The organism is Streptomyces beihaiensis (assembly GCF_026274175.1).
GTDB lineage: Bacteria > Actinomycetota > Actinomycetes > Streptomycetales > Streptomycetaceae > Streptomyces > Streptomyces beihaiensis.
In genome coordinates this window covers 1-17,965 of sequence record NZ_JAPHNL010000333.1, presented here as the reverse complement: position 1 = coordinate 17,965, position 17,965 = coordinate 1, and the positions used below count along the sequence as shown (strand labels likewise).

General features: G+C 74.0%; 17 protein-coding genes, 2 pseudogenes and 1 riboswitch. Of the genes and pseudogenes, 5 read left to right on the top strand and 14 right to left on the bottom strand.

Features of this window, described 5'->3' with window-relative positions; genetic code table 11:
- Positions 1 to 46: 46 nt before the first annotated feature.
- The 3 genes from ectA to OFY01_RS31215 all read right to left on the bottom strand — a co-directional run bounded on the left by ectA (position 47) and on the right by OFY01_RS31215 (position 1,340).
- The gene (gene ectA, locus OFY01_RS31225) at positions 47 to 592 is read right to left on the bottom strand and encodes a diaminobutyrate acetyltransferase (RefSeq protein ID WP_266605674.1); all 546 of its coding nucleotides are present in this window, start codon (positions 590 to 592) and stop codon (positions 47 to 49) included.
- 431 nt (positions 593 to 1,023) lie between these two features.
- A complete protein-coding gene (locus OFY01_RS31220; RefSeq protein ID WP_323135587.1) occupies positions 1,024 to 1,170 on the bottom strand; it encodes a hypothetical protein in 147 nt (48 codons plus the stop codon).
- Positions 1,167 to 1,340: a hypothetical protein gene (locus tag OFY01_RS31215; RefSeq protein WP_266605672.1), complete on the bottom strand. Its 174-nt coding sequence runs from the start codon at positions 1,338 to 1,340 to the stop codon at positions 1,167 to 1,169. Before OFY01_RS31215 ends, OFY01_RS31220 begins: the two co-directional genes overlap by 4 nt.
- Positions 1,341 to 1,412: 72 nt before the next feature.
- On the opposite strand from OFY01_RS31215, the gene OFY01_RS31210 reads away from it, so the two are divergent.
- Together OFY01_RS31210 and OFY01_RS31205 are read left to right on the top strand one after the other, a co-directional pair.
- Positions 1,413 to 2,507: an amidohydrolase family protein gene (locus OFY01_RS31210; protein WP_266605670.1), complete on the top strand. Its 1,095-nt coding sequence runs from the start codon at positions 1,413 to 1,415 to the stop codon at positions 2,505 to 2,507.
- A gap of 375 nt (positions 2,508 to 2,882) precedes the next feature.
- Positions 2,883 to 3,845, top strand: a complete 963-nt coding sequence (locus OFY01_RS31205) for an SCO1860 family LAETG-anchored protein (RefSeq protein WP_266605668.1) — start codon at positions 2,883 to 2,885, stop codon at positions 3,843 to 3,845.
- Positions 3,846 to 3,933: 88 nt separating this feature from the next.
- Here the strand turns inward: OFY01_RS31205 and cobC are convergent, their stop codons facing one another.
- From cobC to OFY01_RS31190, 3 genes and pseudogenes are all read right to left on the bottom strand, one after another.
- On the bottom strand, positions 3,934 to 5,034 hold the full coding sequence (gene cobC, locus OFY01_RS31200; RefSeq protein ID WP_266605693.1) for an Rv2231c family pyridoxal phosphate-dependent protein CobC: 1,101 nt from the start codon (positions 5,032 to 5,034) through the stop codon (positions 3,934 to 3,936).
- 126 nt (positions 5,035 to 5,160) lie between these two features.
- A pseudogene (locus OFY01_RS31195) lies at positions 5,161 to 5,286 on the bottom strand (sirohydrochlorin chelatase); the annotation flags it as partial.
- A 228-nt stretch (positions 5,287 to 5,514) separates the two neighbouring features.
- Positions 5,515 to 5,958, bottom strand: a complete 444-nt coding sequence (locus tag OFY01_RS31190; protein ID WP_266605666.1) for a cobalamin biosynthesis protein — start codon at positions 5,956 to 5,958, stop codon at positions 5,515 to 5,517.
- Positions 5,959 to 5,964: 6 nt separating this feature from the next.
- On the opposite strand from OFY01_RS31190, the gene OFY01_RS31185 reads away from it, so the two are divergent.
- The gene (locus OFY01_RS31185) at positions 5,965 to 6,702 is read left to right on the top strand and encodes a ZIP family metal transporter (protein ID WP_266605664.1); all 738 of its coding nucleotides are present in this window, start codon (positions 5,965 to 5,967) and stop codon (positions 6,700 to 6,702) included.
- A gap of 29 nt (positions 6,703 to 6,731) precedes the next feature.
- Here OFY01_RS31185 and OFY01_RS31180 read toward each other — a convergent pair whose 3' ends face one another.
- The 8 genes and pseudogenes from OFY01_RS31180 to OFY01_RS31145 form a co-directional block, all read right to left on the bottom strand.
- A complete protein-coding gene (locus tag OFY01_RS31180) occupies positions 6,732 to 8,108 on the bottom strand; it encodes a cobyrinate a,c-diamide synthase (protein WP_266605662.1) in 1,377 nt (458 codons plus the stop codon).
- Entirely contained in the window at positions 8,102 to 8,710 is a 609-nt protein-coding gene (cobO, locus tag OFY01_RS31175; RefSeq protein WP_266605660.1) for a cob(I)yrinic acid a,c-diamide adenosyltransferase, read from the bottom strand. The genes OFY01_RS31180 and cobO overlap by 7 nt, the downstream gene beginning before the upstream one ends.
- Positions 8,710 to 10,788 (bottom strand): putative cobaltochelatase, encoded by a 2,079-nt coding sequence (locus OFY01_RS31170; protein ID WP_266605658.1) that lies wholly within the window; start codon positions 10,786 to 10,788, stop codon positions 8,710 to 8,712. Before OFY01_RS31170 ends, cobO begins: the two co-directional genes overlap by 1 nt.
- Positions 10,789 to 10,864: 76 nt before the next feature.
- Positions 10,865 to 12,436 carry a cobyric acid synthase gene (locus tag OFY01_RS31165; protein ID WP_266605656.1) on the bottom strand — a complete coding sequence of 524 codons (1,572 nt, stop codon included), beginning with the start codon at positions 12,434 to 12,436 and terminating at the stop codon, positions 10,865 to 10,867.
- Complete coding sequence (locus tag OFY01_RS31160) at positions 12,433 to 13,401, bottom strand: cobalamin biosynthesis protein (protein WP_266605654.1); 969 nt, start codon at positions 13,399 to 13,401, stop codon at positions 12,433 to 12,435. Before OFY01_RS31160 ends, OFY01_RS31165 begins: the two co-directional genes overlap by 4 nt.
- 39 nt (positions 13,402 to 13,440) lie before the next feature.
- A riboswitch (cobalamin riboswitch) is annotated at positions 13,441 to 13,568 on the bottom strand.
- Between the two features lie 160 nt (positions 13,569 to 13,728).
- A complete protein-coding gene (locus tag OFY01_RS31155) occupies positions 13,729 to 13,950 on the bottom strand; it encodes a hypothetical protein (RefSeq protein ID WP_266605653.1) in 222 nt (73 codons plus the stop codon).
- 25 nt (positions 13,951 to 13,975) lie between these two features.
- The gene (locus tag OFY01_RS31150) at positions 13,976 to 15,190 is read right to left on the bottom strand and encodes an inorganic phosphate transporter (RefSeq protein WP_266605652.1); all 1,215 of its coding nucleotides are present in this window, start codon (positions 15,188 to 15,190) and stop codon (positions 13,976 to 13,978) included.
- 200 nt (positions 15,191 to 15,390) lie between these two features.
- Positions 15,391 to 15,648 (bottom strand): annotated as a pseudogene (locus OFY01_RS31145) (GH25 family lysozyme); the annotation flags it as partial.
- A gap of 152 nt (positions 15,649 to 15,800) precedes the next feature.
- Between OFY01_RS31145 and OFY01_RS31140 the strand changes: the two are divergent.
- On the top strand, positions 15,801 to 16,529 hold the full coding sequence (locus OFY01_RS31140; RefSeq protein WP_266605650.1) for a class II aldolase/adducin family protein: 729 nt from the start codon (positions 15,801 to 15,803) through the stop codon (positions 16,527 to 16,529).
- Positions 16,530 to 16,608: 79 nt separating this feature from the next.
- A complete protein-coding gene (locus tag OFY01_RS31135) occupies positions 16,609 to 17,736 on the top strand; it encodes an alpha/beta hydrolase (RefSeq protein ID WP_266605648.1) in 1,128 nt (375 codons plus the stop codon).
- Positions 17,737 to 17,965: the final 229 nt, after the last annotated feature.

Here is a 17,965-nt window from a genome sequence, read left to right as displayed (position 1 = left end):
TAGGGAGGGAAAGATTCGGGGGGTGTCGTCGGGGTTTGGCTCGGGGTCAGGCGTGGGGTGCCGGGAGCGGACCTATCCGGTACAGCTCCTCGGGCAGGTGCCCGTCGTCGGGGAAGAGCCCCGCGTCGAACAGGACCGTGCGCTCCATACCGGCGCCGTGCCGTCGCGCGTACGAGGCGAAGAGCGCCTGCGAGGCGGCGTTGTCCGGCGTGATGGTCGTCTCGACCGTGGTGACCGTGCGCTCGGCGGCGACCTTCCCGGTCAACCCGTCGAGCAGCGCCGCGGCCAGGCCGCGGCCGCGCTGCGCGTGGTCCACGGCCACCTGCCACACCACCAGCGTGTGCGGGCGGTCGGGGCGCAGGTAGCCGGTCACGAAGCCGGCCACACCGCCCTCCTCGTCACGCGCCACCACCGAGGTGGCGGCGAAGTCGCGGCACCACAGCAGATAGCTGTAGGAGGAGTTGAGGTCGAGAACCTTGGAGTCACGGGCGATACGCCAGATCTCGGCTCCGTCGGACACGCTCGGGTGGTCGATCCGCAGTCCGTCGGGCGCTTCAGTGACTTCCAGGAATTGCGCTTGTGCGGCGGTCATGCAAATTGAATTTACCGAGCAATTTCTGGGATTGCACCCGTGGAAGGGGTTACGGAATGGGAGATTCCGTGCTATCGCGCGCGGGTGGGCGCGTACGCGAGCTGAAGGCTGATTGTCCCGATATGAGGCGGGCGAAACCGGACGTAGCGGATCGCGTGTGGAGTACGTCACAAGCCTGTAACTCTGCCGAGACCTGTCGGAATTGCACCGGTTTCTCTTGTCGAAACCTTTGTGTTTACGTCTCGGAAAACGGGGCAGGAGCAGTACGGGAAGCTGTTCTGATAAACGCGTGAGAAATGACTGTAGAGAGCTGGGTGGTGACTAGGGAAGAGGCCGGAGGGAAAAAGAAAGGCGCCACCCTGGAAAAGGGCGACGCCAATCTTCGCGTACGGTTGTCGGTGGAGAACGCGGTTTTCGGCCGGGCCCCGGCGTCAGGCCCAGGCGCCCGCCACCGCGCGCCGAGCGCCCTCCAGGTCCACCGTGAGACCCGCCTCCACGAGCGCCGCGCCGAGCGCCGTGACCGACGCCCCCACCACGTCCCGCGACGCACCCGGCCAGTGGTGGTCGACCCGGATCATCGCCGCCGCCAGGGGCCCCGGACCCGCCACCAGCGGCAGCAGCGCCTCGCCTGCGTGATCAGGACGTCCTGTGAGGAGTCCGATACGCCGAGGAGCCGGGCCACCCGGTCCTCGACGCAGGCGAAGTGCTCCGCGCTCACCGGGGGCAGGCCGAGGAACGGGTGTGTCACGGTGGTGCTCTCTTCTCGGCTCGGGCCGATGCCGGTGTCGACCCTGTCCGTCGGCCTCTTAGGCTTCCTTCCATGAGCGATCGTGGGGTGCTGCACGTGAAGGGGCGGGTCCTGGCCGGGCCCGACGACGTACGCGACGAGCTGTGGGTGATCGACGGCAAGGTCAGCTACGACCGTCCTGCCGCCGCCGGGCTCGACGTGACCACCGTCCAGGGCTGGGCGCTGCCCGGCCTCGTCGACGCCCACTGCCACGTGGGCCTCGACGCGCACGGCCCCGTTCCCGCCGAGACGGCCGAGAAGCAGGCCCTGACCGACCGCGAGATCGGGGCGCTGCTGCTGCGCGACGCGGGCTCGCCGTCCGACACCCGCTGGATCGACGACCGTGAGGACCTGCCCAAGATCATCCGGGCGGGCCGGCACATCGCCCGTACCCGCCGCTACATCCGCAACTACGCGCACGAGATCGAACCCGACGACCTCGTCGCCTACGTCGCGCAGGAGGCCCGGCGCGGCGACGGCTGGGTCAAGCTCGTCGGCGACTGGATCGACCGCGAGGCGGGCGACCTCACCGCCTGCTGGCCGCGCGGCGCCGTCGAGGCGGCCATCGCGCAGGCACACCGGCTCGGTGCCCGGGTGACCGCGCACTGCTTCGCCGAGGACTCGCTGCGCGATCTCGTCGAGGCGGGCATCGACTGCGTCGAGCACGCCACCGGCCTGACCGAGGACACCATCCCGCTCTTCGCCGAGCGGGGCGTCGCGATCGTCCCCACACTGGTCAACATCGCCACGTTCCCCCAGCTCGCCGCAGGCGGTGAGCAGAAGTTCCCGCGCTGGTCCGCGCACATGCGCCGGCTGCACGAGCGCCGCTACGACACCGTGCGCGCCGCCCACGACGCCGGCATCCGCGTCTTCGCCGGCACCGACGCGGGCGGCTCCCTCGCTCACGGCCTGGTGGCCGACGAGGTCGCCGAGCTGGCCAAGGCGGGCATCCCGGCCGTCGAGGCGCTCTCGGCCGCGACGTGGGGCGCGCGCGAGTGGCTGGGGCGGCCGGGCCTCGTCGAAGGCGCCGACGCGGACCTCGTCGTGTACGAGTCCGATCCGCGCCACGACCTGCGGGTGCTGGCCGCGCCGCGGCGGGTCGTGCTGCGGGGCCGGGTCGTCGGCTGACCGTGCGTTCCGATACCGCGTAAGGAAGTTGACGGAACGTGACGCGTGGACGGTGCCGCTCGTTGAACACCGTTCGGTCGAACTCGCCTGGTCGTGTGGAGTGTTCGAGGCGAGTTCGTGGCGAGGGTGGCGCAGGAGAACAACGAGCCTCAGGATTCGAATGTGCGCGCGGAAACCCCTCTTTGGGGTGAACTGACGCCAGGTTGTCGCCCGTTCACTCTGAGTGCGTAAAGATTCCCTCAGTCGATGACGATCGGCGACCGGCCGCCGTCGGTGCCCTGTGATGTCGCATGTCCCATGTCCCGTTCCCATGTCCCGACATCAGGCGGCCGCACTGTCCCACCCGACCGATTCCGTCCTGGGGGTCCCACCAGCATGCCAAGATCCACTCTGACCACCGCCGCACGCACGCCCGTGCGTCGCATCGCCGCGACGGCCGCGGCCACCGCCCTCCTCGCCGGTCCCGCCGCGCTCGCCGCCGCCGGACCCGCGAACGCCACCGGCGACCACGGCGGCAACGCAGGCAAGGCGAGCGCCGCGGTGCTCCGCACCGGCCTGGACGTCTCCCTGCTCAACAAGACCGTGGACGTCCCCCTGAACGCCACGCTCAACGCGGTCCAGGCCCCCGCGGGCGCCGAGAAGACCGCGCTGACCGCCCACCTCGACGGCGTGGACGGCGGCCGGCCGTTCAGCGTGCTGCGCGCGGACGTGGCCAAGGCCCGCGCCACGGTCGACGACAAGAAGGCGGAGGGCTTCACCCGGCTCGTCCACGCCAAGGTGCACGTGCCGGGCCTTCCGCTGCTCTCCCTCATCGAGGTCGACCAGGTCACCTCCAGGGCGTTGTGCGTGGCGGGCCACAAGCCGGTCGCCGAGGCGAACGTGCTGGGCTCGGTCACCGTCCTCGGCAAGAAGGTGAAGCTCACCGCGGGCGGCACCACCCAGATCAAGGTGCCGCAGGTCGGCGAGGTCTCCCTCACCCTGTCCGACACGTCGACCACGTCCACGACGGCGGCCGCGGCCGCGCTGCGGCTCAAGGTCTCCGTCAACCCGCTCAACCTCAACGTCGCCGACGTCAAGGGCGACGTCACCCTCGCGGGCGCCACCTGCACGGCGCCGACGGCGGCCCCGGCCGCCGCCTCCCCGACGCCCCAGGGCGGCAGCGCCGCCGAGCCCGTCACCGACAAGGCGTCGTCCGGCAAAGCGTCGTCCGGCAAGGACCTCGCCGAGACCGGCGGCAGCTCGATGACGCCCTACGTCGCGGGCGGCGCCATCGCACTGCTCGTGGCGGGCGGCGGCGCCGTCGCCGTCGCCCGACGCGGGCGCGGCCTGCGCGGCTGACGCGTCCGCGCCGCTCGTCCCGCCCGGGCCTGTCCGATGCGCACCAGCGCGTCGGACAGGCCCGGTTCCGCTTCTCGGCCCTCAGTCCTCAGCCCCGCAACGCCCGCGCCAGCGCCGTCACGAACCGGTCGCTCGTCGCCCGGTCCCGCACGGCGATCCGCAGCCAGTCCGGGCCGAGCCCCGGGAACGTGTCCCCGCGCCGCACCGCGAAACCCGCGCCGCGCAGCCGCTCCCGCACGGCCGCGGCCCCCGGCACCCGTACGAGGACGAACGGGCCCTGCGCGGGAGCGGCCACCGCCACCCCGAGATCGTCCAACCCGCCCAGCCGGCCCACCAGATGCTCCCGGTCGTCGCGGACGGCCAGTGCCGCGTCCGCCGCCTCCGCGACCCCGCGCGCCGACATGCAGGCCACGGCCGCCACCAGCGCGGGCGACGACACCGGCCACAGCGGCTGCGCCCGCTCCAGCGCGGCGATGGTCTCCGGCTCCGCGACCACGTACCCGACCCGCAGCCCGGCCAGCCCCCACGTCTTCGTCAGACTGCGCAGCACCACGAGCCCCGGCACGTCGGTGCGCCCCGCGAGGGATTCACGCTCACCCGGTACCGCGTCCATGAACGCCTCGTCGACCACCAGGTGGCGGCCGGGCCGGGCGAGCCGGGCCAGCGCGTCCGCCGGATGCAGGACCGACGTCGGGTTGGTGGGGTTGCCGACGACCACCAGGTCCGCGTCGCCCGGCACGGCCGCCGGGTCGAGCCGGAACCCGTCCGCCTCCCGCAGCAGCACCCGGCCCACCGCGTGCCCGGCGTCCGCGAGCGCCGCCTCCGGCTCCGTGAACTGCGGGTGCACCACCACCGGACGCCGAACCGGCAATGCCCGCGCCAGCAGCACGAACGCCTCCGCCGCGCCGGCCGTCAGCAGCACCCGCTCCACCGGCACCCCGTGCCGCGCCGCCACGGCCGCCCGCGCGGCCCGCCCGTCCGGGTAGGCGGCCAGGCCGTCGAGAGCGCCCGCGATGTGCGCGCGCAACCAGTCCGGCGGGGTGCCCGTCCGCACGTTCACCGCGAGATCCGTCAGCTTCTCGCCGCCGTCCCGGACCTCGGCGTCACCGTGGTGGCGCAGGTCGGGGCCGGGCTCCGGGGCCTGCTCCCGGTGTGCCGCGGCCGGGGCGGGCGCGAACCGCAGCTCCATGTCCGGGCGGGCCGCCGCCCAGCCCTCCGCCTGGGCCCGCCACCGCTCGCCGCCGGGCAGCGGCTCGTACGGCAGCACCACGATCGTGCGCGCGCCGAGCGTCGCGCACCGGTCGAGCCCGGAGGGCACATCCGGCGCCGCCGACGCCACGAAGGCCGGTTCCACGCCCGCGCAGCCACTGCCGTCCCACAACAGCCGTGCGGCGGCGGCGAGTTCGGCCCGAGCATACGGGTCCGAGCCGCCGCGCCCCACGAGCAGCACCGTCACACCGGCCCGGTCGTACGGGGTGCGGGCGCCGCCACCCAGCGCGTCGTCGAGCCGCCGCTCCAGGGCGGCGAGCAAAGCCGGGGGAGGGGTCTGCACGGGTCTGGCTCCTTGGTGGTGCGAGCGGGGGAGTGCGAAGAGGAACGCCCGAGGGCGAGGGGACGGGCAGGCGGGGAACAAGGGGGGACGCGGGCGCGGTGCGTCGAGCGCGCGCCCCTACCCGGCCCGTGCCACCGCACACGTCACCCGCCCCGGGCCGCCGTCAGGCCCCGCCGACGTCCGCTTGGGCACGAGCAGCGGCCCCTGCCCGTACGCCAGCGCCGCGGCCTCGGCGACCGACGGCGTGCCCGCCGCGCGCTGAGCCGACCGCGACGGGTGCGGCACCACCACGTCGGCCAGACGCTCCGCGGGGAACGTCACCAGCGACGTGCCGAGCGCCCCGGCCGCCCCTACGATGCCCGGCTCCCGCCCCTTCGAGTCGACCGTCGCGAGCGCCACCACGACGAGGTCACGCCCCGCCCCGGCCGCCGCCTGCCTGAGCACCGCCGCGACGAGCGCGAGCACCTCGTCCGTGGACACGCCCGCGCGCGCCCCCACGCCCACGACCACGTCGCCGGGGCCACCCCCGGTGTGCGGGGCGGACGCCGCATGGGATAGCAAGGGCCCATGGCGGTGTTCGTGGCGCTCGGCGCCTTCCTGATGACCCTGGTCGGCGGCTGGACCGCGCGCCGGGTCACCGACCGGCGCCACCTGGTGCTCGGTCTCGCCGGCGGCCTGATGCTCGGCGTCGTCGGCCTCGACCTGCTCCCGGAGGCCCTGGACACGGCGGGCGGCGACGTGTTCGGGGTGCCCGCGGCGCTGCTGCTCTTCGTCGCGGGCTTCCTCGGCGCGCACGTCCTCGAACGCCTCCTCGCCCGCCGCCAGGCCCCGCACGGCGCCGAGGAGCACGCCCACGAGCGGGCCAGGGCCCCCGAGGTCGGCCTCACCGCGGCCTCCGCCATGGTCGGGCACAGCCTGATGGACGGCATGGCCATCGGCGCGGCGTTCCAGGTGGGCGGCGGCATGGGCGTCGCCGTGGCGCTCGCTGTCATAGCCCACGACTTCGCCGACGGCTTCAACACGTACACGATCACCCACCTGTACGGGAACGCCCGCCGCAAGGCCCTCGCGATGCTCCTCGCGGACGCGTGTGCGCCGGTGCTCGGCGCCGCGTCGACGCTCCTGTTCACCATTGCGGCCCAATGGCTCGGCGGCTATCTCGGCTTCTTCGGCGGTGTGCTGCTCTACCTCGCGGCGGCGGAGATCCTGCCGGAGGCCCACCACGAGCACCCGGCCCGCTCGACCCTGCTGTGCACGGTCGCGGGCGCGGCGTTCATATGGCTCGTGGTCGGCATGGCCGGCTGACCGCGTGCCGGTGCGGGCCGCCGCGATGCTCACGGCGTGCACCGGTCGACCAGGCGCCGCGCCACGTCGGGCAGCGCCGCCCAATGGGTGTGCAGATAACTCGCGTGCACACCGTCCTGCACGAAACCCTCGACGCGCCGCTCCGGGAGCCGCATGCCCCACGCGGGCGTCGGGCCCGCGCCCGGTTCGAGCACCGTGCGGTGGAACTCGTGGCCGCGCATCCGCGCCCCGGCCGGGGCCAGGACGCTGTCGGAGACCGCCACCGCGTCCCGGTAGCCGAGGGTGAGGCGGCCGGACATCCGCGCGGTGGCGTCGAGCACGCCGCACATCGGCTGGTCGTCGAGACTGCGGGCCAGATAGAGCAGGCCCGCGCACTCCGCCACGACGGGGGCGCCCGAGCCCGCCAGCTGGGCCACGGCCTTGCGGAGGGGTTCGTTGGCCGAGAGTTCGGCCGCGTACACCTCGGGGAACCCGCCGCCGATGACCACTGCCGCGGTGTGGTCCGGGAGGGTCTCGTCGTGGAGCGGGTCGAAGGGGACCACCTCCGCGCCGCGGGCGCGCAGCATTTCCGTGTGTTCCGCGTACGAGAACGTGAAGGCTGCGCCGCCTGCTACTGCCACGACCGGTTTCGTTCGCGGGTGCGGGTCCGTCGTGGTCGACCGCGCCTGTGGCGGGTCACCCGCACTCCACTCGTCGGCCTGTAGCCGCGGCGCCGTCCTCGCCAGTGCCAGCAGGCCCTCCAGGTCGCACGCACCGCGCACCATCTCCGCCGCCGCCCGCACCGACTCCACCGCCTCGGCGCTGCGCTCCGCCACCGGGACGAGCCCCAGGTGGCGGGAGGGCGTGGCCACGCGAGGGGCGCGGCGCAGGGCACCGTAGACCGGGACGCCCACCTCCTCGAGGGCCTCGCGCAGCAGCGCCTCGTGGCGGTCCGAGCCCACCTTGTTGAGGATCACGCCCGCGAGCCGCACCTGCGGGTCGAACGAGGCGAAGCCGTGCACGAGCGCCGCCACCGAACGTGACTGCGACGAGGCGTCGACGACGAGGACCACCGGCGCCTTGAGCAGTTTGGCGACGTGCGCGGTCGACGCCAGCTCGCCTTCCCCGGACGCGCCGTCGAACAGCCCCATCACGCCTTCCACGACGGCCAGTTCGCAGCCGCGCGCGCCGTGCGCGAACAGCGGCGCGATCAGGTCGGGGCCGCACATGTACGCGTCCAGGTTGCGGCCGGGGCGGCCCGTCGCGAGCGCGTGGTAGCCGGGGTCGATGTAGTCGGGGCCGACCTTGTGCGGGGAGACCGCCAGGCCCCGCTGCGCGAACGCCGCCATCAGGCCGGTGGCCACCGTCGTCTTGCCGGTCCCGGACGCCGGCGCGGCGACGACCAGGCGGGGAACGCTGACTACCACTCGATGCCCCGTTGGCCCTTCTGACCCGCGTCCATCGGGTGCTTCACCTTCGACATGTCGGTGACCAGGTCCGCGGCGTCGAGCAGCGCCTGCGGGGCGTTGCGGCCGGTGATGACGACGTGCTGCTGCCCCGGACGGTCGCGCAGCACCCGCACCACCTCGTCGACGTCGACCCAGCCCCAGTGCAGCGGGTAGGCGAACTCGTCGAGCACGTACAACTTGTACGTCTCGGCGGCCAGATCACGTTTGACCTGCTCCCAGCCCTCGCGGGCCTTCTCCTCGTTGTCGTGGTTGTCGCCGTGGATGTCGCGCTGGACCCAGGACCAGCCCTCGCCCATCTTGTGCCAGGCCACCGTGCCGCCCTCGCCGCTGGCCCCGAGCACCTTGAGCGCGTTCTCCTCGCCGACCTTCCACTTCGCCGACTTGACGAACTGGAACACCCCGATCGGCCAGCCCTGGTTCCAGGCACGCAGCGCGAGCCCGAACGCGGCCGTCGACTTGCCCTTGCCGACACCGGTGTGGACGAGGACCAGCGGCCGGTTGCGTCGCTGGCGCGTCGTCAGTCCGTCGTCCGGCACGACGCTCGGCTGTCCCTGCGGCATTAGGCGGCCCTCCTGGTGGTGTGGTTCCTGGCGCGGTTCGTTGCCTGTGCCTGTGTGTTCTGTACGCTCTTGACGAGCCCGGTGATGGCGTCCGCCCGCAGCTCGTCCAGCGTGACGGCCTGACCGCCGAGCTGTGCGGCCAGCTGCCCGGCCAGGCCGAGCCGCACCATCCCCGTCTCGCAGTCCACGACCACGGACGCCGTGCCCTCGGCCGCGTGCAGCCCGGCCGCCCGCCCCGCGAGCTTCACCGGGTCCGGACCGCCGGTCGCCCGCCCGTCGGTCACGACGACCATGAGCGGGCGCCGCGCCGGGTCCCGCAGCCGCTCGACGCGCAGCACCTCGTGGGCCTTGAGGAGCCCGGCGGCCAGCGGAGTGCGTCCGCCGGTGGGCAGCGATTCGAGGCGGGCGGCGGCGGTGTCCACGGACGACGTGGGCGGCAGCGCCACCTCGGCGCCCGCCTTGCGGAACGTCACGAGCCCCACCTTGTCGCGCCGCTGGTACGCGTCGAGCAGCAGCGACAGCACGGCGCCCTTCACCGCGCCCATCCGCTGCCGGGCCGCCATCGACCCGGAGGCGTCCACCACGAACAGCACGAGGTTGCCCTCGCGGCCCTCGCGGGTTGCCTGGCGCAGGTCGTCACGGCGTACGACGAGACCGGGCCCCGACCGGCCGCGGGTGCGCTGGTGCGGCGCCGCGGCCTGCACGGTCGCCGCCAGGTGCAGTTTGGTGAGGGCTCCGCGGGGGCGGGTGGCGCCCGTGGTGCGGCCGTGCTCGGTACGGGCCCGCGACCGCCGCCCGGCCGCGCCCTCGCCGAGGCCGGGCACACTGAGCATCTTCGTACGGAACGGCTCTCCGGCACGGACGGCCCGCTGCTCCGCGGGCGCTGCGGCGCAGGCCGGGGCGGACGCTTCGGCGGGAGCCTCACCGGTCCGGCTCTCCCGGCCGCCTTCCGGTGCGTTCCCCTGAGGCGGCACGCCGCCACCGCCGCCACCGGGCCCCGGACCACGGTCGTCGGGCCCGTCGGGCTCACCTGGCCCGTCCGGCTCGGGGTCGTCCTCCGGCTCGTCCGGGCCGAACCGGTCCAGCGTCTCGTCGAGCTTGTCCTCGTCGAGGCCCGGCGCGTCGAACGGGTTGCGGCGGCGCCGGTGCGGCAGCGCGAGCAGCGCGGCCTGGCGCACGTCGTCGGAGTTCACCTCGGTGCGGCCCGCCCACGCGGCGAGCGCGGTCGCGGTCCTCGCCATCACGATGTCCGCGCGCATCCCGTCGACCTCGAAGGCGGCGCAGGCCGCGGCGATCTGGGTCAGCGCCCGGTCGCCGAGCCGGACGCGGGGCAGCAGCTCCCGTGCGGCGACGATCCGGCCTCGCACGCCGTCCTCCTCGGCGGCCCAGCGCGCGGCGAAGCCCTCCGGGTCGTCGTCGTAGGCGAGGCGGCGCCTGACGACCTCGACGCGCTGCTCGGGCTCCCGGGAGGCGGCCACCTCCACGGTCAGACCGAACCGGTCCAGCAGCTGCGGCCGCAGCTCGCCCTCCTCCGGGTTCATCGTGCCGACGAGCAGGAACCGCGCGGCGTGCCGCACCGACACGCCCTCCCGCTCGACGTAGGAGGCCCCCATCGCGGCGGCGTCCAGGAGCAGGTCGACCAGGTGGTCGTGGAGCAGGTTGACCTCGTCGACGTACAGAATCCCGCGGTGCGCGTCGGCGAGCAGCCCCGGCTCGAACGCCTTGACGCCCTCCGCGAGCGCCCGCTCGATGTCGAGCGCCCCGACGAGCCGGTCCTCGGACGCCCCGACCGGCAGCTCGACCATGCGCGCGGCCCGCGCGACCCCGGGGGCGGCCGGGTGCGGCCCGTCGGGGCACCGCGGGTCGGGCGCCTGCGGGTCACAGGAGAACCGGCACCCGCCGACGACCGTGACATCCGGCATGAGCGCGGACAGGGCCCGTACGGCGGTGGACTTGGCGGTCCCCTTCTCACCGCGTACGAGCACACCGCCGACGGCGGGGGAGACGGCGTTCAGGAGCAGAGCGAGCCGCAGGTCGTCCTGACCGACGACGGCCGTGAACGGAAACGGTGTGGTCATCGGACGACCTCCGGAGTACGTGGACCTGAGGGAGAGCGCCCCTTCAGGGGCGCGGGACAGTGTCGATCGGCGGCTCTCACGTGGGCGCCCCCGGCGGAACGAACGGCAAGCCGGGTGGCGCGCCGCCCTCGATCAACCGCCACAGCGCGTCCGTGTCGGCATACCGCTCCACCAGATCCCCGAGCCGGTCCAGCTGCTCCTCCCGCAGCGCCTCGAACGACGTGTCCGGCGCCGGGACGAACCGCCGCCCCGCCGCTTCGGCGACCCGCGCAAGGAACGCCCGCCGGAACCCGTCCGACTCCAGGGACCCGTGCCAGTGCGTGCCCCACACGGCCCCGACCCGGCACCCGTCCAGGAACGGCTCACCACCGCAGACGTCGGCGACGCCGTGATGGATCTCGTACCCGTCGACCCGCTCCCCGAGCGCCTCACCGACCGGCCGGGCCAGCGTCTTCTCGCGGGCGAACCTCACCCGTACGGGGAGCAGTCCGAGCCCCGGCACGGCCCCGGCCCGCGACTCGACCTCGTCGTCGATGTGCTCGCCGAGCACCTGGAACCCGCCACAGATCCCGAGCACCGGCCGGCCCTGCGCGGCCCGCCGTGCCAGCGCGTGCGCGAGCCCCCGTTCGCGCAGCCACTCCAGGGCCTTGACGGTCCCGCGGGTGCCCGGCACGACCACCAGGTCCGCGTCCGCGAGCTCCTCGGCCCGGTCCACGAACCGCACGACGACTCCGGGCTCGGCGGCCAGCGCGTCGACATCGGTGAAGTTCGACATCAGCGGCACCGCGCACACCGCGACCCGCAGTACGTCCTCGCCGACCGGCGGCGCGACGACCGACTCGCGCACGGCGCCCCGCAGGGACACCCGCAGCCCGTCCTCCTCGTCGATGCCGAGCCCGTGCTGAAACGGCAGCACACCGTACGTGTCCCGGCCCGTCAGGGACTTGAGCATGTCGAGGCCCGGCTCCAGGAGGCTGACGTCGCCGCGGAACTTGTTCACCAGGTACCCGGCGAGCAGCTCCTGGTCCTCGGGCGCGAGCAGCGCCGTCGTGCCGAAGAACGACGCGAAGACGCCGCCGCGGTCGATGTCGCCGACCACGAGCACCGGCAGCCGGGCGGCCCGCGCGATGCCCATGTTGACGATGTCGGTGCGGCGCAGGTTGATCTCGGCCGGTGAGCCGGCCCCCTCACAGATCACGGCGTCATGACTGCCCCGCAACTCCTCCAGGCACCCCACCACCGTGTCGAGCAGCGCCGCCTGCCCGCCCGTCTCCCGCCGACGCCCCGGTACGGAGCGCTCCGCGCCGCCTCTCCACTCGTGATAGCCGCGGGCGCTCAGCTCGCCCACCGGCTTGCCCATGAGGACGACCTGGCTGGTGCGGTCGCTGCCCGGCTTGAGCAGCACCGGATTCATCAGCGCGCTGGGCTCCACCCGGCATGCCTGCGCCTGCATGGCCTGCGCGCGGCCGATCTCGGCGCCCTCCCGCGTCACGAAGGAGTTGAGGGACATGTTCTGCCCCTTGAACGGCGCGACCTTCACGCCCTGGCGCACCAGCCACCGGCAGATGCCCGCCGTGACGACGCTCTTGCCCGCGTCGGAGGTGGTGCCCGCGACGAGCAGCCCTCCGCTCCGCCGTGGCCGACTCATCGACGCTTCCTTCCCAGCACGCGCGCACCCACACAGACCCCCAGGGCGAGCAGACTCACCCGCCGCGAGAGCCGCGCGGCGCGCTCCACGTCCCGTACACGGACCTCGCGCCCGGCCGGGTTCAGCTCGGGCCGGTGCTCGACCCGGCCGCCGTACGCGAGGGTCCCGCCGAGCCGCACCCCGAGCGCCCCCGCGAACGACGCCTCGACGACCCCGGCGTTCGGGCTCGGGTGCCGGAACGCGTCCGCGCGCCAGGCGCGTGCGGCCTCGCGCGGACGGCCGCCCGCGAGCACGGCGAGGGCGGCGGTCAGGCGGGCGCCCGGCCATCCGGCCACGTCGTCGAGGCGGGCCGAGGCCCAGCCGAACCGTGCGTACTTCGGTGACTTGTGGCCGACCATCGCGTCGAGGGTGTTCACGGCGCGGAAGGCGAGCAGGCCGGGCACCCCGGCGACCGCGCCCCACACGAGTGCGCCGACGACGGCGTCGGAGGTGTTCTCGGCGACGGACTCGACGACGCCGCGCGCGATCCCGTCGGCGTCGAGCCCCTCGGGGTCCCGGCCGCACAGCCGCGGCAGCAGTTCCCGCGCTCGTGCGATGTCTTCCGCGGTCCCGGCCTCCAGGGCGGCGCCGATGGCACGCGCCTCACGTCCCAGCGAGGTCCCGCCGACGACGGCCCACGTGGCGGCGGCGGTCAGCACGGCCGATGCGGCGGGGGAGGGGCGGGTGAGGCGGGAGGCGAGGGCCCCGGCCGCGGCGGCGCCGCCCACGCAGACCGCGGCGTGCAGCGCGCCCGCGCCCCGGTGGTCGCGCCACAGACGGTGTTCCACGGCGGCGGCCGCCCGGCCGAACCCGGCGACGGGGTGCCCGCGGCGCGGATCACCGAGCAGCAGATCGGCTAGCAGTCCGGCGGCGGTCCCGTACGCGTGGGCGCGCTCGGTCCGCGTGGCGCCGCGCAGGGCGAACATGGCGGTAGTTGTCCTCACTCAGGGTGTCCACGCCCTGGTTCGACGAGACCGGCAGCGTGAGTTCCTGGCTCGTCCTCCCGGAAAGAGGCTTCCGGTGAGGAACTGACAGTGGCGGGACCGCGCCGGATTCGCACCGGCTTCCTCGAACTGCTGCCGAAGGTATATGGCGGGGGAAGTCCACCACGGTCGGCGAAGGCGCGTCAACTCGCCGTTGACCTGTGGTGGCGGAGTGTGGCCGGAGCCACAGAACCGGAGTCACCGAAGGGGTGCGGGACGTGGTCCCGCACCCCTTGGCGATGGTTCCGATCGGCTGATCGGCCGGAGCCGTCAGGCCACGATCACGTAGATCCCGTACGCGACCGCCGCCGCGCACAGCGCGAAGCACACGTACGCGCCGGACGTGGTGAGCGCCGCGGAGCCTTCCCGCTCGCCCGCCGGCCCCCGCTTGGAGAGGGCGACGATGCCGAGCGTGAACAGGCCCACGAGGCCGACGGTGAGCGCGAGGCTGACACCGAAGACGGTGCCGAGAGCTGCCCAGTCGATGGTCATGGTGGTGTGTCTCTCTGTCTCTTCGTTACGCCGACGGCGACTGGACGGCGGCGGCGGGCCGTGCGGTGGCCTCGGCCACCGGCGACTCGATGATCACGGGCTCGACCTCGACCGGAGCGGCGGGCGTGCCGATCTCGTCGGCGTTCACGTTCGCGTGGGTCACCGAGTTGCGGCGCGACAGGCGCCAGATGACCGCGGCACCGGCGACCAGGATCGCGGCCGTGAGTCCGATGCCCCACGTGCCCTGCTCGGTCAGGAACTCGGCGCCCGCGCCGACCAGGGCCGCGGCGGGCAGCGTCAGCACCCATGCGACGGCCATCCGGGAGGCGACGGACCAGCGCACCACACCGCCCTTGCGGCCGAGGCCCGCGCCCATCACACCGCCGGAGCAGACCTGGGTGGTGGAGAGCGAGAAGCCGAGGTGCGAGGAGGCGAGGATCGCGGTCGCCGCGCTGGTCTGCGCGGCGAAGCCCTGCTGCGGCGCCAGTTCGGTCAGGCCCTTGCCCATGGTGCGGATGATGCGCCAGCCACCGATGTACGTGCCGAGCGCCATGGCCGTACCGGCCGACAGGATGACCCACAGCGGCGGGTCCGAGTGCGGCGCGATGGCGCCGCCGGTGATCAGGGCCAGGGTGATGATGCCCATCGTCTTCTGCGCGTCGTTGGTGCCGTGCGCGAGAGAGACGAGGCCGGCGGAGGCGATCTGTCCGGCCCGGTAGCCCGTGGAGGTGGCCTTGGCGTCGGCGTTCTTGCTGATGCGGTAGGTGAGCCGGGTGGAGAGCATCGCGGCGAGACCGGCGACGAGCGGCGCGGCGACGGCGGGGAGCACGACCTTGGTGAGGACGGTGCCGCCGTTGACCGAGCCCCAGCCCACCGACATGACGGCGGCGCCGATCAGCCCGCCGAACAGGGCGTGCGAGGAGCTGGACGGCATGCCGAGCAGCCAGGTCAGCAGGTTCCAGAGGATGGCACCGACGAGCGCGGCGAAGATGACCTCGGTCTTGAGGCCGTTCTCGTCGACGATGCCGCCGGAGATGGTCTTCGCTACCTCGACGGACAAGAAGGCCCCGACGAGGTTGAGGACGGCGGACATGGCCACCGCCACTTTCGGCTTGAGGGCTCCGGTCGAGATGGTCGTCGCCATCGCGTTCGCGGTGTCGTGAAAACCGTTGGTGAAATCGAAGACCAATGCGGTGATGATCACGATCGCCAGCAGCGGGGTGATGGCCTCAAGTGCCATATGCGTTTGTCCGTTCCGGGTTGCGGGTGGCGGCCTCGCTGACCGCGGCAGATCGCCGCAGCCTCGGGGAACATAAGTGCGGTTGGTGAACGGAAGGTGAACTGACGGGGGACTCCAGGAAGCCTGGACGGAGAGTGATTGGGTGGATACCTGACCTTGAGTCCGCGAAGTCCGTGATCTCCCTTGGGATTCCGCCGCGATCAGCCCCGCGCGAACTGCCTGAGCCGGGCCGCCGAGCCGTTGAAGAGATTCTGGTCACCCGGCAGTCGGCCACCGGTCCTGAACTGCCAGAACGTCCAGGTCGACCAGCCGCCCGGCACGGGTCCCGCGCTGTCTGCGTAGCGGGCGAGCAACAGGGCGTGATCGCCGGAGAAGGCCCTGCTGTCACCCGTGCACGTCGTCCACCAGCCCTGATCGGTGTAGATCACCGGGCGGCGGCCGGTGGCGCGCCGCACCTCCGTCAGGGCGAGCGCGGCGGCGGCCGGGGCGATCCTCGTCGGGGCGGTCCTCATCGAACCGGTTGTAGTGCCGTACGGGCCCCGCTCCGTGGTGCGACGCCCCGGCCGCGCGGCGTGTTCCCCCAGGTGGGGGCAGTGGAAGGATAAAGACCATGACGGAAACGGGCACGGACGACACAGGCACGGACACGGACGTCGAGCGGGCGTGGGGCGCGGCGTGGCGGGACCTCGTCGCGACCGCGCGCCGCACGGTCGAGGACGGGCTCGTCGTCGGCACCTCCGGCAACGTCTCGACGCGCGTCGCCGGCCGCGAGGACGGCGGCCCGGACGGCGGCCGCGGCGAGGACGTCGTCCTCGTCACGCCGAGCGGCGTCCCCTACGACCGGCTCGGCCCGGACGACCTGCTCGCCGTCGGCCTCGACGGCACGCGGCGCGCGGGCACCCTCACCCCCACCAGCGAGCTGCCCCTGCACCTCGCCCTGTACCGCACCACCGACGCCCGCGCCGTCGTCCACACCCACGCGGTGCACGCCACCGCCGTCTCGACGCTCGTCGACGAGCTGCCGCCCGTCCACTACATGACGGCGGCCCTCGGCGGACCGGTGCGCACCGCCCCGTACGCCACCTACGGCACCGAGGAACTCGCCGCGCACATGCTCACCGCGCTGACCGGACGCACGGCGTGCCTGCTGCGCAACCACGGAACCGTCGCCCACGGAGCGACCCTCGCCCAGGCATACGACCGGACCGCCCAGCTGGAGTGGATGTGCCGCCTGTGGCTCACCGCCCACTGCGTGCCGGGGCTCACCCCCTCGCTCCTCACCGACGACCAGCTGCGCGAGGCGGGGGAGAAGCTGAGCGGCTACGGGCAGCCGGGCTGACGCGGCCGGACAGCCCCGGACGTCACCCGCTCCCGCCGCCTGGCTGGCCGGGGCGGGCCGGGCCGCCGACACTGGACGGGTGCGCACCGCCAAAGCGACGGCCGCCGCCGTCACCACCGTCCTCGGGGCCTCGGCCGCCGTGATCGCCGCCGGCCGCCTGGCCGGCGACGCCGCGCTCAAGGCGCCGCCGGGCCGCCCGCTGCCCACCGAGCCTCGGCTCACCGTCCACGCCACCGCCGCGGGACGCATCTCCCTCACCCGCGACCTGGCCTCACTGCGCCCCGGCAGGTACGGGCTCGCGGGCGACGGCTGCCACGCCGTGGTCGGGCCCGTCGTGGAGTCGACCCCGCACCCCGCCGACACCGTCGTACGCCGCCTGGAGCGGGTCACCCACGGGAGCCTGGAGACCGGAGCTCACGTGTGGCTCACCCCGCAGCTGTACGTCGGCGACCCCAAGTCCGCGCTCGGCCTCGACCACGCCGACGTCGACGTGCCCGGCGAACTCGGCGCGCTGCCCGCCTGGTTCGTGCCCGGCGCCCGCGACACCTGGGTCATCACCGTGCACGGCCTGGGCACCACTCGCGAACACCCCATGAACCTCATGGAGTTCCTGTGCCGCCACCAGTTCCCCGTGCTCGACCTCGCCTACCGCGGCGACCTCGGCGCGCCCCGGTCCCCCGACGGCCTCGGTCACCTCGGCGAGACCGAGTGGCGCGACCTGGACGCCGCGATCCGCTACGCCGTGCGGTACGGCGCCCAGCGCGTCGTCGTGTTCGGCTGGTCCACCGGCGCCGCCATGGCGCTGCACGCCGCCGCCAAGTCCGGGGTGCGCGAGCGCATCGTGGGTCTCGTCCTCGACTCGCCCGTGCTGTCCTGGGAGGCAACGCTGCGCGCGCTCGCCGCCGCCCGGCACACCCCGGCCCCCTTGCTGCCGCTCGCCGTCCGCGCCGCCCAGGGGCGCACCGGACTGGGCGCCGACCGGCGCGCCGGGGCCGCGGGCCCGGACGCCCCGCACGTGCCCACGCTGATCCTCCACGGCCCCGACGACGAGATCGCCCCCTGGGACCTGTCCCGCCGCCTGGCCGCTCTCCGCCCCGGCATCGTCTCCCTGCACACCGTCGCCGACGCCCCGCACAACGCGATGTGGAACGCGGACCCGGACGGCTACGAGGAGGCGCTGCGACGGTTCCTCACACCGCTGATGTGAGGAGCGCCGTGCCCGCCGCGGGGCACGGAAAGGGACGGAACCGGCAAGCGGAACCCGGCCCGCACCGACCGATCGGTACGGACCGGAGCCTGCGCCCTCACCCCCGTTTGGGAAATGACGACATCACCCGCGAGACTGCCCTCGTGACGTCCCGTATCCCGCGCGACTCCAGGCTCCGCCTCGTCCGCCCGCGCCGCCAGCCCCTGGCCGCCCCGACCCCCCGGCCGGC

Bases quoted from the DNA above. Each gene is read 5' to 3' on its own strand.
- cobC (WP_266605693.1), bottom strand. From the start codon at position 5,034: ATGGAGCTGCGGTTCGCGCCCGCCCCGGCCGCGGCACACCGGGAGCAG.
- OFY01_RS31205 (WP_266605668.1), top strand. From the start codon at position 2,883: ATGCCAAGATCCACTCTGACCACCGCCGCACGCACGCCCGTGCGTCGC.
- OFY01_RS31160 (WP_266605654.1), bottom strand. From the start codon at position 13,401: ATGTTCGCCCTGCGCGGCGCCACGCGGACCGAGCGCGCCCACGCGTAC.
- OFY01_RS31155 (WP_266605653.1), bottom strand. From the start codon at position 13,950: ATGACCATCGACTGGGCAGCTCTCGGCACCGTCTTCGGTGTCAGCCTC.
- OFY01_RS31165 (WP_266605656.1), bottom strand. From the start codon at position 12,436: ATGAGTCGGCCACGGCGGAGCGGAGGGCTGCTCGTCGCGGGCACCACC.
- ectA (WP_266605674.1), bottom strand. From the start codon at position 592: ATGACCGCCGCACAAGCGCAATTCCTGGAAGTCACTGAAGCGCCCGAC.
- cobO (WP_266605660.1), bottom strand. From the start codon at position 8,710: ATGCCGCAGGGACAGCCGAGCGTCGTGCCGGACGACGGACTGACGACG.
- OFY01_RS31140 (WP_266605650.1), top strand. From the start codon at position 15,801: ATGACGGAAACGGGCACGGACGACACAGGCACGGACACGGACGTCGAG.
- OFY01_RS31150 (WP_266605652.1), bottom strand. From the start codon at position 15,190: ATGGCACTTGAGGCCATCACCCCGCTGCTGGCGATCGTGATCATCACC.
- OFY01_RS31210 (WP_266605670.1), top strand. From the start codon at position 1,413: ATGAGCGATCGTGGGGTGCTGCACGTGAAGGGGCGGGTCCTGGCCGGG.
- OFY01_RS31220 (WP_323135587.1), bottom strand. From the start codon at position 1,170: ATGATCCGGGTCGACCACCACTGGCCGGGTGCGTCGCGGGACGTGGTG.
- OFY01_RS31185 (WP_266605664.1), top strand. From the start codon at position 5,965: ATGGCGGTGTTCGTGGCGCTCGGCGCCTTCCTGATGACCCTGGTCGGC.
- OFY01_RS31170 (WP_266605658.1), bottom strand. From the start codon at position 10,788: ATGACCACACCGTTTCCGTTCACGGCCGTCGTCGGTCAGGACGACCTG.